Annotated in this window: 17 protein-coding genes and 1 rRNA gene; 12 read left to right on the top strand and 6 right to left on the bottom strand. The window is 47.3% G+C overall.

Annotated features, from left to right (window positions below):
* The 3 genes from rrf to J3P40_RS15080 all read left to right on the top strand — a co-directional run.
* Positions 1 to 83 (top strand): 5S ribosomal RNA (gene rrf, locus J3P40_RS15090); the annotation flags it as partial.
* 107 nt (positions 84 to 190) lie between these two features.
* Positions 191 to 1,540 carry an alpha/beta hydrolase-fold protein gene (locus tag J3P40_RS15085; protein ID WP_256007037.1) on the top strand — a complete coding sequence of 450 codons (1,350 nt, stop codon included), beginning with the start codon at positions 191 to 193 and terminating at the stop codon, positions 1,538 to 1,540.
* A gap of 74 nt (positions 1,541 to 1,614) precedes the next feature.
* On the top strand, positions 1,615 to 1,773 hold the full coding sequence (locus tag J3P40_RS15080; protein WP_256007036.1) for a hypothetical protein: 159 nt from the start codon (positions 1,615 to 1,617) through the stop codon (positions 1,771 to 1,773).
* A 38-nt stretch (positions 1,774 to 1,811) separates the two neighbouring features.
* On the opposite strand, the gene J3P40_RS15075 is transcribed toward J3P40_RS15080, so the two are convergent.
* Positions 1,812 to 2,981: a PepSY-associated TM helix domain-containing protein gene (locus J3P40_RS15075; protein WP_256007035.1), complete on the bottom strand. Its 1,170-nt coding sequence runs from the start codon at positions 2,979 to 2,981 to the stop codon at positions 1,812 to 1,814.
* Between the two features lie 3 nt (positions 2,982 to 2,984).
* Positions 2,985 to 5,369: a TonB-dependent receptor gene (locus J3P40_RS15070; protein WP_305120562.1), complete on the bottom strand. Its 2,385-nt coding sequence runs from the start codon at positions 5,367 to 5,369 to the stop codon at positions 2,985 to 2,987.
* 133 nt (positions 5,370 to 5,502) lie between these two features.
* Between J3P40_RS15070 and J3P40_RS15065 the strand changes: the two genes are divergently transcribed.
* Complete coding sequence (locus J3P40_RS15065) at positions 5,503 to 6,573, top strand: endo-1,4-beta-xylanase (protein WP_256007034.1); 1,071 nt, start codon at positions 5,503 to 5,505, stop codon at positions 6,571 to 6,573.
* A gap of 9 nt (positions 6,574 to 6,582) precedes the next feature.
* Here the strand turns inward: J3P40_RS15065 and J3P40_RS15060 are convergent, their stop codons facing one another.
* Complete coding sequence (locus tag J3P40_RS15060) at positions 6,583 to 7,143, bottom strand: NADPH-dependent FMN reductase (RefSeq protein WP_256007033.1); 561 nt, start codon at positions 7,141 to 7,143, stop codon at positions 6,583 to 6,585.
* Positions 7,144 to 7,303: 160 nt separating this feature from the next.
* Here J3P40_RS15060 and J3P40_RS15055 point away from each other — a divergent pair, with 160 nt between their 5' ends.
* Positions 7,304 to 8,230, top strand: a complete 927-nt coding sequence (locus tag J3P40_RS15055; RefSeq protein ID WP_256007032.1) for an alpha/beta fold hydrolase — start codon at positions 7,304 to 7,306, stop codon at positions 8,228 to 8,230.
* 35 nt (positions 8,231 to 8,265) lie between these two features.
* Positions 8,266 to 9,117 (top strand): helix-turn-helix domain-containing protein, encoded by an 852-nt coding sequence (locus J3P40_RS15050; protein WP_256007031.1) that lies wholly within the window; start codon positions 8,266 to 8,268, stop codon positions 9,115 to 9,117.
* A gap of 4 nt (positions 9,118 to 9,121) precedes the next feature.
* Here J3P40_RS15050 and J3P40_RS15045 read toward each other — a convergent pair whose 3' ends face one another.
* Both J3P40_RS15045 and J3P40_RS15040 read right to left on the bottom strand, forming a co-directional pair.
* Positions 9,122 to 9,835, bottom strand: coding sequence for a peptidase associated/transthyretin-like domain-containing protein (locus tag J3P40_RS15045; protein ID WP_256007030.1), 714 nt, complete (start codon positions 9,833 to 9,835; stop codon positions 9,122 to 9,124).
* 42 nt (positions 9,836 to 9,877) lie between these two features.
* A complete protein-coding gene (locus J3P40_RS15040) occupies positions 9,878 to 10,807 on the bottom strand; it encodes an NAD(P)/FAD-dependent oxidoreductase (protein ID WP_256007029.1) in 930 nt (309 codons plus the stop codon).
* A gap of 127 nt (positions 10,808 to 10,934) precedes the next feature.
* Between J3P40_RS15040 and J3P40_RS15035 the strand changes: the two genes are divergently transcribed.
* Genes J3P40_RS15035 through J3P40_RS15020 form a run of 4 tightly spaced genes read left to right on the top strand, consistent with a single transcriptional unit; the run spans position 10,935 to position 13,964 of the window.
* Positions 10,935 to 11,204, top strand: coding sequence for a hypothetical protein (locus J3P40_RS15035; RefSeq protein ID WP_256007028.1), 270 nt, complete (start codon positions 10,935 to 10,937; stop codon positions 11,202 to 11,204).
* Complete coding sequence (gene ku, locus J3P40_RS15030; protein WP_256007027.1) at positions 11,201 to 11,974, top strand: non-homologous end joining protein Ku; 774 nt, start codon at positions 11,201 to 11,203, stop codon at positions 11,972 to 11,974. Before J3P40_RS15035 ends, ku begins: the two co-directional genes overlap by 4 nt.
* A gap of 8 nt (positions 11,975 to 11,982) precedes the next feature.
* A complete protein-coding gene (locus J3P40_RS15025) occupies positions 11,983 to 12,741 on the top strand; it encodes a DUF72 domain-containing protein (protein ID WP_256007026.1) in 759 nt (252 codons plus the stop codon).
* A gap of 20 nt (positions 12,742 to 12,761) precedes the next feature.
* Positions 12,762 to 13,964, top strand: coding sequence for an MFS transporter (locus tag J3P40_RS15020; protein WP_256007025.1), 1,203 nt, complete (start codon positions 12,762 to 12,764; stop codon positions 13,962 to 13,964).
* Here the strand turns inward: J3P40_RS15020 and J3P40_RS15015 are convergent.
* Positions 13,938 to 14,993 carry a threonine aldolase family protein gene (locus J3P40_RS15015; RefSeq protein WP_256007024.1) on the bottom strand — a complete coding sequence of 352 codons (1,056 nt, stop codon included), beginning with the start codon at positions 14,991 to 14,993 and terminating at the stop codon, positions 13,938 to 13,940. The genes J3P40_RS15020 and J3P40_RS15015 overlap by 27 nt on opposite strands.
* 65 nt (positions 14,994 to 15,058) lie before the next feature.
* Between J3P40_RS15015 and msrA the strand changes: the two genes are divergently transcribed.
* Positions 15,059 to 15,550, top strand: a complete 492-nt coding sequence (gene msrA / locus J3P40_RS15010; RefSeq protein WP_256007023.1) for a peptide-methionine (S)-S-oxide reductase MsrA — start codon at positions 15,059 to 15,061, stop codon at positions 15,548 to 15,550.
* A gap of 19 nt (positions 15,551 to 15,569) precedes the next feature.
* Entirely contained in the window at positions 15,570 to 16,697 is a 1,128-nt protein-coding gene (locus J3P40_RS15005) for a HesA/MoeB/ThiF family protein (RefSeq protein ID WP_256007022.1), read from the top strand.

Raw genomic sequence — 16,697 nt, 5'->3', positions numbered from 1 at the left:
CTTCCCATTCCGAACAGAGAAGTTAAGCCCACCAGAGCCAATGGTACTGCGGTAACACGTGGGAGAGTAGGTCGGTGCCAGATCTTAAACAAACCCTGTAGCTACAAATGCTGCAGGGTTTTGTTGTTTATACGGAGTTCTTAAGTTGAATCTATGATATTGTTGCTAGACTTTCTCGTATATTCAGGTTATGAAAAGCTTAGCTACGCTCTTGTTATTGCTTCTAGTAGCATCCGCTGGTTTCGGTCAGTCGGTTGTCAAGGAACGACTTTATTCCCACATTGTTAAAGATACGATACTGTATAATGTCTGGCTTCCTTATGGGCATGAGGGCGGTAAAGGAGCGTATCCGGTAATCTATTTGCATAATTACGGGGCGTTGTCTGATTATGGTCTCAATGTAGCCGCTGCATTAAATGAAAGAAGATCTGCGTTCCCGAAGTCGATAGTGATTGAGCTGACCGGTTCTAGCGCAACTGGGGATATTTCTGAATTAGTGGATTTTAGTTATTTTAGGTCGGATTTGTCAAGTAAAGCTAAAAACTATCTTAGTTTTCTCAGCACGGAACTATATCCCTCTGTCGAAAGAAAATATACAACATCGGAATTTAGGGCTTATATGGGGCACTCGTTTTTTGCTTCGTATGGCAATATGCTCTTTCGCGATCATCCGCAAATGTTTGATGCTTATATGTTGTTTGCACCTGAGCGGTTAAATGAGTTTCAGGATTTGTCTTATCATGGTAAAGTTGCGACACAGCAAAAGTTTTATTACGTAGCTACGGGCAGAAAGGACGTTGAAAGAAGAGTGAAGTTAAATGAAATGATTGGGAATAGTCTAAAGGGTTTACAAAGTGCTTATTTACAGGCTGAGATCATCGATTCTGCCGATCATAATTCAATCGCTGATATAGTTATCGGGAGGGCGCTGTCGTTTTTGTTTAGTAAGCATTTTAGGATTTTTAATCTGGACACCTCCGACTTGACTGGATCCTACCAAAAGGAATTACAACGTGTAAAATCACTATACAAGCTGAACGACTATTCTCCGGAGCGCAATTTCTATGCTTTATACGATTTGGGTGCCAAGTATAAGAACAGAGCGTTTATTGAATTTTTAATTGCGACGGAGAAGGCGATTTCAGATGATCCGCTGCACGTGTTTAACTTGGGCTATATCTATATGGAGAATTTTAAAGATCCAGTAACAGCTGAGAGATTTTATAGAAAGAGCATTGATGTGAGCCTTAAAACTAAAAGGCCCAAGGCTTCTTACAACGGCTATTACTGGTTAGCGACACTGTATTCCGATCAGGGCAGGTACAGGGAAGCCTTTGAGCTGCTGGAAGATGGGTACAAGACCAGCAGGAGTTACGCCTTACTGTACAAGGCTTGCGGATTAGCCTTAGAGGACAAATCCTTAGCCTCCCGGAGTCGGGCGTATTTGAAGGATATAATTAGCAATTTTGAGGGTTCGGATCTTGAGTTGTTCGGAGTAAAGATTGAAAACCTGAAGGATCGATTGATGAAGTTGAAGTAGCCATAAGTCGCGGTTCTAAACCATATCGCCTTTTGATTGTTATTGGTTTAACATTCACCTAAACTTTAAATATCATGGCAAGAGGAACAAAAGTGGAAAGGAATTCGGTATCGAATCAGGAACACGAGATTAAATATGAGGCTGGAAAGATGGGCGTTAAGCAGTCGGATATTAAGGACGCAAAGAAAGGCGGCTCTAACCAGCGTAAGGATATCGAAAAGAAAGTAAAGTAGAAGACAGAATTAAGAGCCCCTTATAAGGGGCTTTTTTGTCAGACATACCGTCCTGCTGGGCTTTTTGTTCTTTTGGCTGGTTTGCCTTTATGGTTGTACCACATGATGAATCCGGTGATGGGTAATCCTGCGCAAATGAGCGACACGAAGAAATAGAAGAGCTTGGTGGGTATGCCGCTGTAAGCGCCGGTATGCAGATCGTAATTCATGGTACGGAGTTTTTGTCCGCCCCTGATGTCCTGATCACCATACCTTAGTAATAGCTCACCCGTGTTGCGATCGAAGTAATACCACATGAACAGGTGGGTCCGGTTTTTGGCCAGACGTACTTGTACATCAAGCGGATCAGTTTCCTTGTCGCGAAAGCGTACGGAAAATATGTCGGCATCTTGATGATCGTGTAAGAGTTTTTTTAGTACTGAGTCGGCCGCTCCGCGGTGATAATCCGGGTTTGGGCTCGACAGAGGAATTTTAATCTTCTGGTAAGGCGTGCCGCCGTTAGCTACATATTGCACCGATTTATCGGCCCATTCAAAAGCGAATACCATACCTGTTACGGAGATGATGATTCCGGGTATGATAATGTAGAACCCGAAGACATTATGGATATCGTAAATCAATCGCTTAATACCGACGCGCATTTTTAGTGCGAATCCGCGCTTAAAAGCTTTTTTCTTCCATTTTCGCGGGAACCAGAGGACGAGGCCGCTTAGCAGCAGTAGGAAAAAGCAGAGGGATGAGCCTCCGGTTATTATGCCCCCGACAGTATCGCCAAGGAGCAGATTGCGGTGCAGGCTGAGGATGATCTGGAAGAACTCGTTCAGCGTATTTTCTATGTAGACTACTTTTCCGGTGTACGGATTTACGTACACCCGGTAGTAATATTTGTTATAGTTCCAGTAGCCGATGCCGTCTTTGTCGGTAAGCGTAGCCCGGAAGATCCAGTTGCGCCGGCCGTCAGGGTAGATTTCAGCGCGCGTGACCTTGATATCAGCTCCCAGCGCTTGCTGTGCGGTTTGCCTCAGTTCACTGAAATCACGAAATGTGCCCCCACCGGTATCTGTAACATACAGCCTGTCGCGATAAAAAAACGTTTTCAGCTCGTCGGCAAAAACGTTAATACAGCCGGTGAGGCTGACGATCAGGACGACGATCCCGGTAATCAGCCCCAACCATTTATGTAACCAGAAGAAAACCTTCCTGAACACCTGTTAGAAGTTGTACGATACGTTGAGACTCATGGTGGCTCCATTGCCGCGCACGTACTCCGCGTCTATAGCCCTGTACTGACTTACTACGGGATAGTAGGCGTTGTTGAGCAGGTTTTCTACACCTAGTCCGGCCGACCATTGCGTGTTGATCCGGTAGGCTGCAGTAAGGTTAAACAGGCTTACCGGTTCTACAGGTCCTTCGCTGTTGGCGTAGAGGTTGTTGGCCCGCACATCAAATCTGTCGCGGCCTTCGGTGTATACCCAATATAGCTTCATATCCAATGCGCTTAGCGGACGGTAGCCAAGATAAGCTGTCGCTTTGGGTGGCGCGATACGCAGCCCGTTCATATATACTTTATTGCCATTGGCCTGTTCGGCTTTGCCTTCTACGTAGGAGTAACTTCCTCCGAGGGCCCACTGCTCACTCAGGTTCACATCGGCGGCGATTTCATAACCGTGTATCCTTTCCGGTTCGCGTTGCGCCACAAGGAAACCACCCACGTCGACCAGGTTGGCGCCCAGTTTGGATGTGCTCACATAGTATGATGCGGTGAGGTTGACCATGCCCAGCCTTGAACTGAAGCCTGCCTCGTAATTGTTGGTGATGATGGGGTCGGTTGCAATTGACTCGAGTGTATTGCTTGTCGCCCGCCGCAGGATGCGACCTAGTTCGTTGATGGCGAAGCCCTGTGAGAAGCTGATGAAGGGATTGAATATCTCGTACCTGTTGTACCTCAGGCCAGCATTAAAAGTGGTGGCGTTATATGGAATCTTTCCGCCGCTCACGGCGATGCTGCCTGCACCGTTAGCGCCGGTTGCAATGGTGTTGAAGTCTTTCACCTTGACACGCGCATTCTCGTGGCGGACACCTGCTTTCAATACAAACTGGTCGAGCAGATCAATGTTGAATTGTGCATAGGGCGCAAGGTTGAGCATATTCATATCTGGAATGTACACCCGTCCGTCGGTAAGAACCTGGTTGGTACGGTCATTTAGCAGGTCTAATCCGTAAGTTAACTCACCCCGGCCCAGACCGCCCATTGCCCAGGGCGTATTGAGCGTAAGCCTGACACCCTTTTTGAATGATTGTATTTTCGTTTGTCCTGGTCCGTACCATGCGGTGCCTTGCTCTACATAGCGGTTCATGGATACGAAGCTGTTGTAATAGGCAGACAGATCAAGCGAACTTGCTAAAGGCAGGGCAGTATTTTGGTAGGAGATGAGGGCGTTGTGGTTATAGGGCGTTCCGGCAGGTTCGCCCGGATCATCGCCTTTCTGGCCAACTGAAGGCGTCTGCCCATATTTTCCTGTCACATTGATATAGTCTGCATCCTGCACGCTACGAAAGAGGTTGTAGGAGGCAGTAACTGCGCTGTTTGCGTTTGGTTTGTAAGATAGTTTGGCAAATGCATTATACAGAGAGTTTTCGCCCAGTCCGTCGGGCTGTGCGTTTACATTGCCCTTCGCGTCACGTAACACACCGGTGTAATTATAGGTGCCGTTTACCACATAGGAGAGCTTGTCGACCGTTCCGGAAAAGCCCTGAGATAAGCGATAACCAAGGGTATTTGCGGGATGAGCAACATTGCTGTTTAATCCGACGCTCGTGGTGCCGCTGAACGCTTTGTCGGCCACCGCTTTCTTCGTGATAAAGTTGATGATTCCCCCTGCAGAGCCATTGCCGTAAATGGAGGTAGCGCCTTTTATGACTTCCACACGTTCAATGACCGCAGGATCAAGCGTACGGATGTCACGGCTTCCGTTCATGAGCGGTGTAGACTGTGGTATGCCGTCGATGAGCACAAGTACTTGTCGCCCCCTGAGGGTCTGTCCGGCGTTAGTAGCTTTATTATTCGATGTCCCTAATCCCGGTATGGTATTCCCCAAAATGGCCGCTACCGACGGATTAACGTTCAACTGTTCCTTTACTTCGCGTTCGGTAAGGATGCTCACCGAAGATGGTACGTCTTTGAGGCTCTCGGGCTTTCTGCCTGCAGTGACAATTACTTCTGAGAGGTCGGTGCCGGGCTGAAGTACGAAAGTCAGGTCCTGTGCCTGTCCGGCTTCCAGGTTGATGTTTCTCGTCTCTGACTGCTGGCCTACACGGCTAACGGTGAGCTGATAAATGCCCGGACGTAAACCGGTAATACGGAATTTACCCTCAGCGTTTGTCTGACTGCTCTTGCCTCCCTTAATGGCTGCAGTAGCATATTGGAGAGGCTGGCCATTGATGTCGGAAACTGTTCCGGTGATGGTAGCGCCTGAGGTTTCGCTGTTTTGCGCAGACGCGGCGGTGAACAGGAAAAGGAACAGTATGCTTAGAAAAAAGCCGGACAGAAGTTTAGCCGCTGGCCCGGATGGTATAAGTAAATATGAATTCGGCATATTGGTTTGTTTTGAATTGGTGCAAATATATTTTTATTTGGATTCATTACAAATTAAATGAACGGTTATCTGCCCACGGCTTGCGTTTGATAGGAGGATAAAATGTGTATCTTGAGCTATATAAATCCAGTGTATGAGAAGTGTTCTATTACTATTGATTTTTGTCGCGGGCGCTCGTCGCCTGCCAGCCCAGAGCGGTACGGATGGTAAGGGACTTAAGGATTACTACAAGGCTTACTTTCCGATAGGAGTAGCAGTAACGCCCCGTCAGCTGCAGAATCCGGACGAAAGGAAGCTGATTTTGAAGGAGTTTAACAGCGTAACTGCCGAGAATGCGATGAAAATGGAACCGATTCATCCGGAGGAAAACCGTTACGACTGGCGTGGTGCAGATGCGATCGTTGATTTCGCTGCTGCAAATGGGTTGAAGGTGAGAGGGCATACCCTTTGCTGGCATTCCCAGGCACCAGATTGGATGTTCCGCGATGATAAGGGTGAGCGGGTAGGTAAGGAAGTTCTGCTTGAACGCCTGAAGGCACATATTTATACTGTGGTGAAACGCTACAAAGGCAAGATATATGCCTGGGATGTGGTGAATGAAGCAATTTCAGATAATCCCAATGAGTTCTTACGAAACTCGGTGTGGTACCAGATATGCGGTGAGGACTTTATTTTTAAAGCGTTTCAGTATGCACATGAGGCCGATCCGGCCGCGGTGTTGTTTTATAACGACTATAATGCTGAACACCCGGAAAAGCGTCAGCGTATTTATAAACTGTTAAAAAAGCTGATAGATGCCAAGGTTCCTATCCACGCTGTAGGTCTGCAGGGACACTGGTCTGTAGCCGGCCCTTCAGAAGAAACCATAAAAGCAGCTCTGGACCAGTATTCGGCATTGGGCCTTAAAGTGCAAATTACCGAACTGGACGTATCTGTCTATCCCGATGGCGGCAGGAAAACCGAAGGGGCCGCTAGTTCCGGATTCACACGAGAGCTGCAGAAGAAGCAGGAAGAGCAATACGGTACGTTTTTCCGGGTGTTCCGGCAATACCGTGGTGTACTTACGGGCGTTACCTTCTGGAATTTGTCGGACCGCCACAGCTGGCTCGACAACTTCCCGGTACGCGGCCGTAAGAACTACCCGCTTTTATTTGACAAGGACCTGCAGCCTAAGGGCGCTTACTGGAACGTGGTCAGGTTTTAAGGCATACAATTAGGCCTGGAGCGTTTTCATCGCTTCTGCCCACTTCGCTAACTCTTTAAACATGGCTCCTGCGGCTTTACCATGACTTTCGTCGGCCGCAAACTTTCCGTCTTCACCGATAAACTTACTGAACATCGGTAGGGTAACTCCCTGGTTAAGGGGCATCATATGCAGCGTGGTGAGTACCTGCTTAAGCATTTGCGTGGAGCGTAAGCCACCGGAAACGCCGCCATAACTCACTATTCCTACTGGTTTATAGGCCCATTCATTGAAAAGGTAATCGAGGGCATTTTTAATTGGCGCCGGAAACCCGTAATTATATTCTGCCAGAACAATAATGAAGGCGTCGGCCTCACTGATCTTAGCACTCCAGTCTTTCGTATGCTGATGCTGATATTGTTGTAACCGCGGATGTTGCGGCTCGTCCATCAATGGAAGATTGATTGCAGCAAGATCAAGCAGTTCGGCATCTATGTTTTCCTGTGAGGCAGCAAGGTTGTATATCCACTCGGCAATGGCGATTCCTTTGCGCTCCGGCCGGGTTGTAGAGGTGATGATCTTTACATTCATTTTCTGTCTTTTTTAAGATAAAGGTACATATCCGGGGATTGTTTTTGTTGAAGGGGAAAAATGTACAATGCTCATGGCAATATGTCCATTCCCCCGCTGTATGTGTTTGTGCAACTTTGTACTGTTCAATTAATCATAAACACTAAAAAAAATAAACGACATGAAAAATTCAGTATCAAAAACAATCAGCAAGTTAATTTTAGCAGCGGTTATCGCTTTCGGTGTAAAAGATTCAGTACACGCTCAAGGGAAAAGAGTACCTGCTTCGCTTGGCAGGGAGGAGTATGTTGAGGTGGAAAAAAATGTTAGGTTACATGTTACCGACCTGGGTGAAGGTAAACCTGTTGTTCTGATTCATGGATGGCCGCTGAGCAACGCCATGTACGAGTATCAGTACCAATATCTGGTCCGAAAGGGTTTCAGGGTCATAGGAATCTCTCTTCGCGGGTTTGGTAAGTCGGACAAGCCATACGGACGCTATGATTTTGATGTATTCTCGGATGATATCAAAGTTGTCTTGGAAAAGTTGAAAATTGAAGATGCGGTACTTGGCGGTTTCTCGATGGGCGGAGCAGTGGTGATTCACTATGTAACAAAGTATAACTCGGCTCATGTAGGAAAACTGGCCTTATTCGCAGCCGCGGCTCCGACATGGAAACAACGCGAGGGTGCTCCTTATGGTGTGCCCGAAGCCGATGCGATAAATCTTATTAATGAAACGATGAAGAACAGGCAGGATTTAATTGCCGGATTTGGAAAAGATTTTCCGGCCAGGGAAGGTGCTATTTCTCAGAACATTGTGAAGTGGCTGGAGAATATGAATCTGGAGGCCTCGCCGTATGCGACAACTGAATCTATCAGGTCATTACTTAACCTGGATTTACGTCCGGAGCTTTCAAAGATCAAAATACCGACCGTCATTTTTAGTGCGGTGCACGACAAACTGGTTAGTTTATCGGCCGGTGAAGCGCTCAAAAAGGGAATTGCAAATGCTCGCCTGGTAAGGTTTGAAAATAGCGGACATGCCTTATTCTTTGAAGAAGCAGACAAGTTTAATGCAGAGTTGGAAAAGTTTGCAAGGCAATAACACCCCGTTTGCCTATTTTAGAGAAATTTTGCTAAATGAGGAAAGATAATTATCTGTTTGAAAGCAGCCTGAAGACATTCGGGCTGCTTCATTTTGATCAGGTTGAGGCAGCCGGCATTGATGCCTATAAATCATATATCAAGGTTTTATATCTGCCGGAAGGCTATACCATAAAGGTAGATTTTGCGGTGTATAACACGTCTAAGCCTACGCTTCTGTTTGTGGCCCCCAACCAGCATATCGAGTTAGAACGTTTGGGAGACCGGCCTGGACATTTCGTATATTATAATCGTGATTTTTATTGTATTCAGATCAATGATGCGGAGGTTTCTTGTGATGGGCTGTTATTTAACAATATTCATAATATGCCTGTGGTTGTGCTGGAAAGCAGGGAGGCTGCATTTATCGATTACCTGTTTTCTGAACTGGAGGACGAGTTCTTGAACAACGACTCTTCGATGGAGGAAATGCTTCGTACCTATCTGAAGCAGTTGCTGATTAAGGCTACACGGCTATGGAAAATACAGCATCTGGACAGGGTGGTGACGGAGCAGCATGCCGACCTGGAGTTTTTCAGGAAATTCACCCTGCTCGTTGACGCGAACTATAAACAGAAACATACGGTAGCCGATTATGCTGACCTGCTGTATATGTCGCCCAAGACAATTACGCATAAATTTAAACGGCTTAATCTTCCACAGCCCAACGAGGTCATCAAAAACAGGATCGTGCTGGAGGCTAAGCGTTTATTGGTTCACACTGGGATGACTGCAAAAGAGATTGCTTACGATCTGGGCTACGACGATCCGGCGTATTTTAGCCGTCTGTTTTTGGTGAAGACCGGCGAGTCGCCTACAGGTTTCAGGACTAAGTATAATCATAGTTAATATTCTATGGTGGCCGAAAAGTGCTGTCGGGAATAGCAATGTTATCGTCCTGGAGATTTACGCGAATACGTTTTGATTCCCGGTTCTTTATCTCAATAATCCGGCCGCAAAGATCTTTTCCCGGTCCTCCAGTGTTCTTGTCGAGTCTGTATACGCGCAGGTGAAAGCGCGTAGATTCGATACCGCCGTTGTGATGAAAGGTGAATGCAAGGCGGTGGATGGTGACTTCCTGAAGCAGAGCCCCAGCAAATGGAAGGTCGAACTGCTGTGCAAGCTGAAGATGGTCTGCATCTGCAGGTGTTTTCTGTATGTCGGCGTAATGGGTGATGTCGCGGCGACTGAAATCGTTTAAAACCGAGTCTTTCGCTAATGTCCGCTTTGCTTTATTTGGCTTATAAGGTACTGGTTTTAAACGTATGCTGTTTTGTGCGCTGAGCTTGCCCAGGGGTATAAGCAGTGTAGCATAGTTTTGCGCAGAAACGCGGAGGGTGTCTTTTATCTTTGGAAGTTCGCCCGGAATGGAAAATATGCCATCGTCTTCAGTGTTGATGTACAAGTTTGCCCGTAGCAGACTGATGGAAACGAAGGGGATGGGCTTCAGCGTTTGTTCGTCAATGACTACAAAGCGAGTTAGCGGTATTTCCTGGCTGAACGCGAATTGCACGGAAAGCAGTGTCGCAGCTAGCACTGCGACAAAAGGTGAGTGAGCGAAAATCATCACACAATATACAAAAAGTAATCTGTGTTATGCTACGCTGCTTCAAAAGAGTTCCTCTGCCAGGTCTCTGTTGACCATCGCGCCCGTTAACGACCCCGCCGCTACGGCATTGGCCACCGACCGCATGGCTGAGGTGTTGTCGCCGCAGGCATACACCCCATGTACTGAAGTTTTCTGAAAGGCGTCTGTCTTGATATGTCCCTGCTCTGTGAACTCACAGCCTAAGAAAGCCGGGATCTCCGACTGCTGAACAAAGGGGATGCCCGCATAAATTGCGTCGAATGCATACTTACTGCCGTCTTCCGTGACCACATGGTGAAGGTAGCCAGCCTCATGTTCGATTTCTTTGACCGTTGCTGCGATGAACTGCACGTTATTCTCCTTGAACTTATCGAGCTGTGGCCCATCGAATGCTGTACCCTGCAGCCCGATAATGCTCAGGTCTCTGGTCAGATTGCTGACCAGCGGCGCTAAATGCGTTGCCCGCGCTGCATCCGCCATAATCGCCGTCTTTTTGTCACGAAATTCATAACCATGGCAATAGGGGCAGTGGATGACGGAAATTCCCCAACATTCAGAGAAGCCCTTTATGTCTGGCATCAGATCTTTTATGCCGGTAGCAAGAATAAGTTTTCTGCCGTAAAAGGTGTCTCCTAAGTTTGCCTTTATTTCGAATCCGTTTTCTGTTTTAATGCCCGCCGTCGCAAGACCATCATAAAACTGAACTGTTCTATATTGCGCTACCTGGGCCCGGGATGTCTCGGAAATCTCCCTGGGTGTCTTGCCGTCCTGAGTCAGGAAATTATGGGAATGCGGCGTTTGCCGGTTGCAGGGCAGTCCGCTGTCTATCACAAGAACGTTTCTGAGCGACCGACCTAAACTCATTGCAGCAGCGAGCCCGGCATAACTGCCTCCAATAATTATGACGTCGAAAGTTGGAATATGTGTCATCATTTGCTTTTGAATTCTCATAAAGGTAGCTTATTTATTTATTTGTTGCAATGTAGTTGCAACAAATGACTTTGGAAAGACTTCTTTCAATGTTCCGGAAAACTAGTGTACTTCAGTTTTGTTTATATACCATCAGCAGAATGCTATTATGGAAAATTATCCCGTTACGGTTAGCGTAGACAAGGAGGTCCACCACTTTGAAGTTGCAGAATACCCGCATCATGACGGCGACCGGTGCAAAGTAAAGGTTTACCAGGATGGTAAGCTTGTGGCTGGTTTTGAACCTGATGAGTACAATTTCCTGCATATATGCCAAAACCCTGGTGGTTTAGATGAAGAACTGTTGCATGTATTGGCGGACCGGCTGGATGCTCTCCATCCGCATCGCATTAGTAAGGACATAAATGAAGAACTATGAGATCAATTTGGAAAGGGACAATCAGTTTTGGCCTGGTGAGTATTCCCATCAAGTTATATTCGGCGGTGCAGACTACTTCGCTCGACCTGGATATGCTCGACAGCAGGGATCATGCACATATTAAGTTTCAGAGGATCAACGAAGATACCCGGAAGGAAGTTCCCTACGATAAAATTGTGAAGGGCTATAAGTACAAAAACGGGAATTATATCATTGTAGAGGAGAGTGATTTTGAGGCTGCCGCACCGGAGAAGACCAAGCTGATTGAGATAGAAAGCTTTGTGGACATTGCCTCGGTAAACCCGATGTTCTACGAGACATCTTACTATGCTGAGCCTGAAACGAAAAGCAACAAGGCTTATGCTCTACTGATGCAGGTACTGAAAAAGTCGGGCAAAGCCGGCCTGGCCCGCTTTGTGCTGAGAAGCAGCGAAAGTTTATGTATTGTACATCCGGTGGGCAAGGCGCTTGTCGTTACCCGAATCAGGTTTCAGCAGCAAATCCGCGATCAGGATGAACTCAAGGTGGATGATAAGATCAGTATCAGCAAAAAGGAGCTGGATATGGGACTGACGCTGGTGAACCAGTATGCTGAAGATTTTGATGTGTCGAAGTACAAGGATGAATATCATACTAAGCTGCTTAAGCTGATTGAAGCGAAGGCTAAGGGCAAACGGCCAACCATCAAGAAACTTAAACCTAAAAAGGAGAAAGGCGACGATCTCTATGCTCAACTGATGAGCAGTCTTGGGAGCAAGAAAGGCGCATGATTTAGCTTATGTCGGATTTGTCATGCTTCTATTCGGGGACCAGCGGGCTTTTACTACCAGTGCGCAACAAGCTTTTCTATCCGGATGAGTTTAAAAGTAAAAGCCGTCTCTGTTTCTATGCTTCGCTGATGAACAGTATTGAGGTGAACAGCTCCTTTTATAAAATTCCGATGGCGTCTACCATTGCCCGTTGGGCAGACGATGTGCCCGAGGGTTTCAGGTTTACTTTTAAGCTTTTTCGTGAGATTACTCATAACAAAGGTCTGCTTTTCGACGCAGAATTGGTACAGCGCTTCTGGGATGTTATTTCTCATGCAGGCGAAAAGAAAGGGTGCGTGCTTGTGCAATTTCCGGCGAGCGTACGGATCGAACACCTGCGTCAGCTGGCGCGGCTGGTAACTGAGCTGAGGCATTGCGATGAGGAGATGAACTGGAACATTGCGCTGGAATTCAGACATGTGTCGCTCTACCGCGATGAGGTATATCGTCTTTTGGAGGACAATCGTATGGCTCTCGTTATCCAGGATATGCCTGCTTCGGCAACGCCTATGCTAGATAGTGATCTGCCTTTTGTATATCTCCGGTTCCATGGTCCGGGCGGCAGCTACCGCGGGAGTTATGACGAGCAGTTGCTATATGAATATGCGGGGTATATTTCTGACTGGCTTGCGGAGGGAAAGACGGTTCATGTTTATTTCAACAATACCATGGGTGATGCATTAAAAAACCTGAACACACTAAAAGACCTTGTGCATGGCTCGCGCTAAAATCTTATCTTTGCAAACGCATGAATACAAGCCATCCTTCAGACCATCTCGCTGAAAAAACCGTATTTCCGATTCTTTTTGCCATCAGCTTTTCGCATCTCCTGAATGACACGATTCAGTCGATCATTCCGGCTATATATCCGGTTGTAAAAAGCAGTTATAACCTGAGTTTTACGCAGATTGGTCTAATTACACTGACTTTTCAGATGGCGGCTTCGCTCTTTCAGCCTTTTGTGGGGCTTTATACCGACAGGAAGCCTCAGCCATATTCTTTAGCTGTGGGAATGAGTTTCACATTAATAGGGCTTATCTCATTGGCTTTGTCGGGCAATTTTTATATGATGCTTGTATCGGTTGCTCTCGTGGGAACGGGTTCATCGATATTCCACCCGGAGGCTTCCAGGATGGCCCATGCGGCTTCAGGTGGAAAAAGGGGATTGGCACAATCGATCTTTCAGTTGGGCGGGAATTTCGGGAGTTCACTCGGGCCGCTGCTTGCTGCGTGGATCATTGTGCCTAACGGCCAGACCAGCGTGATATGGTTCTGCTTAGTGGCTTTGGTGGCCATAGTTGTATTGAGCCGCGTAGGGAACTGGTACCGCAGCTATGTTAGTGAGCGTACACGATCAAAGAAGGGAACAGGGGCAGCCCCGCACGGCTTTTCCCGACCCAGGGTCATTCTGGCCATAATTATCCTGCTTATCCTCATCTTTTCCAAGTATTTTTACATGGCCAGCTTAACAAGCTATTTTACGTTCTATGTGATGAGTAAGTTTCATGTTTCTGTTCAAACTTCCCAGGTGTATTTGTTTATCTTCCTGGTTTCCGTTGCTGCGGGCACACTTATTGGCGGCCCGGTTGGCGACAGGATAGGTCGCAAGTATGTGATCTGGTTTTCTATATTGGGTACCGCTCCATTCGCGTTGCTGCTGCCTTACGCAAATTTGTTCTGGACTGGCGTGCTGGTGGTTCCCATTGGCGTAATTCTGGCCTCGGCATTCTCCGCTATTCTTGTTTATGCGCAGGAACTTATTCCAGGTAAGGTAGGCCTTGTATCTGGTCTATTCTTCGGTTTTGCTTTCGGACTGGGTGGAATTGGGTCGGCACTGCTGGGCAACTTAGCCGACAGCACAAGTATAGAACACGTTTTTCATTTGTGTTCATTTCTGCCGCTTATCGGTCTATTGACGGGCTTCTTACCTAATATCGGGCGTAGCAGATAGCCTTCCAGCAACAGCGAGGAACCGATCTATGTCGGCTTCTACAAGGTCGAAGGCGCATACCAGGCGCATTTCCTGAAGTTCCTCATCCCAGGTATGGAAATACATGGTTTCCTTTAACGAAGAAACCCATGAAGCTGGAAATATTGCGAACACGGCGTTTGCCTCTACCGGACGGGTAATCTGCACTTCCGGAATCTTTTTGAGTCCTTCAGCAAGCCGGGATGCAAGGTTATTGGTGTGGTTAGCGATCTCCCGCCATAGTTCGCCATTCAGCATGGCTTGAAACTGACTGCTGATGAAGCGCATCTTAGAGTTTAGCTGCGTTGCCCGCTTTAAATGGTAGATGGCCTTCTGGTATAACTCGTCGTTAAAAAACACCACTGCCTCACCGAACATCATGCCGTTTTTGGTTCCGCCCAGTGAGAGTACATCAATACCGATTTCTGAGGTAAGTGCTGCAAGACTGCAGTTTAAGCTGGCTGCGGCGTTATAGATACGGGCACCGTCCATATGCACGAGCAAACCGAATTCTTTGGCCACGGCAATAAGCTCCTTGAGTTCGCTGATGGTGTAAACTGTGCCAAACTCCGTGCATTGGGTAATAGATATGGCGGATATCTGGGCTGCGTGCGGGTTGCCGATCCTGGTGATCTTTCTCCGAAGCGCTGCTGGATCAATCTTTCCGTTGGTGCTGGCCACCGGCAAAAGCCGGCATCCGGCCAGAGATTCCGGGGCGGTCGACTCATCGTTATATATATGGGCGCTGTCTGCACAGAGTATTGCGTTAAACCGCTCAGCCATGCTACTTAAAGAGACGATGTTGGCGCCTGTTCCGTTGAAGGTAAAATGGACGCCGGCAATATCGCCAAACACCTGCCCGAACAGCTCGGATGCATTACGCGTATATTCGTCGGCACCGTAAGCAAAGCTATGTCCGTTATTACATTGGATGAGCGCTTCCAGAAAAGCGGGGTGAACACCTGCAAAATTTTCGCTGGCTAGTGATTGGATTGTATGACTTGTGTCCATTTTTTACGTTTGCGACAAATTTAGGGACTTTTTAGTACCTTTATTCCAATCAAAACAGAAAGATTATGAGTACGGAAAAAGCTATTCTTGCAGGGGGGTGTTTTTGGGGCGTTGAGGAGTTATTCAGGCATCAGCCAGGAGTGATATCTACCGTAGTGGGTTACACTGGCGGCGATGTTCCTAATGCAACCTATCGAAACCATGGTACACATGCGGAAGGGATCGCCATAGAATTTGATGCTAAGCGTTTATCATACAGAGGATTACTTGAATACTTTTTTCAGATTCACGACCCGACAACGCGTAACAGGCAAGGCAACGATATCGGTACCTCGTACCGCTCGGCGATTTTTTACCTCAATGATACGCAGCGAGAGGTAGCACTCCAACTGATTGCAGAAATGGAGGCATCAGGCAAATGGCCTGGTAAGATCGTTACAGAGGTGGTACCTGCTACAGATTTCTGGAATGCCGAAGAGGAGCATCAGGATTACCTGCAAAAGTACCCAAACGGATATACCTGTCACTATGAGCGCCCTGAATGGAAGCTAAGCTGATTGTTTAACGCAGTCGCCGATGTACATGAACGAACGTTACAGCAGACAGATCCGTCTAACGGATTTCGGCATCGAAGCGCAAAGAAAACTCTTTAGTGCCAGTGTCCTGGTGATTGGTGCTGGAGGACTTGGTTGTCCGGCATTGCAATACTTAGCTGCCGCTGGAGTTGGACGAATCGGAATTGCTGATCCGGATGTTGTTGAGTTGAGTAATCTTCACCGGCAGATCTTGTACGGGACAGAGTCACTTGGTTTATACAAGGCGGACGCTGCTGCTGCAAGGTTGCGCGACCTTAACCCGGATGTAGCTGTCGAGCCCTATATTTATCCTGTAGATCAGCATAATGCGCTATCCTTATTTGAGCGCTACGATTATATTTTAGACGGTACGGACAACTTTGAGTCGAAATACATGATCAGTGACGCTGCTGCGATGCTCGGTAAGCCATTGGTTTTTGGGGCGGCCGATCAGTACGACGGTCAGCTTGCTGTTTTCAATGTAACAGGGCCTGATGCTATTGCTGCGAATTATCGGGACCTGTTTCCAGAGCCGCCAGGGAAAGATCAGATAGGCAACTGCGCTGACAATGGCGTGCTCGGTGTGCTTCCCGGTATTATTGGTACGATGCAGGCGGCAGAGGTGATTAAAATGATTACCGGTGTCGGTACAGCCCTTGTCAACCAGCTGCTGATTTATGATATAAGAAATCAGCAGATGAGTAAGCTTGCCATAGTGCCTTCGACGATTAGTTATCGTTTACCGGCGTCGGCGAACGAATTTATTGCAATGAATTACAGTCTGAACTGTGGTCTGTCTGACGATGATATCGAGGAAATCAATGCTCAGCGAATGGAACAACTCTACCTGGGCGGCGGTACCTTACTCGTTGATGTGCGAGAGGAACGCGAGACTCCCCGCCTTGACGCCGCTAAATTTGTGCTGGCTCCATTGCGGGATTTTGATTCCTTCCTTAATAATCATTATAAAGAAGAACGCATCGTGTTGGTTTGTCAGCATGGTATTCGAAGTCTCCATGCAGCCCAGCAACTTCAGGAGAAATGGGGCAACGACAAGAAAATTTATAGTTTAAAAGGGGGTATTGCGAAATATCCTCAGTATTTTGTGGCGAAAACTAAACTAAGCTAG

The sequence above is a fragment of the Pedobacter deserti genome, assembly GCF_024436415.1.
Taxonomy (GTDB): domain Bacteria; phylum Bacteroidota; class Bacteroidia; order Sphingobacteriales; family Sphingobacteriaceae; genus Pedobacter; species Pedobacter faecalis.
Note: the sequence above shows the minus strand (reverse complement) of the source record. Positions and strands in the feature narration are given on the sequence as shown.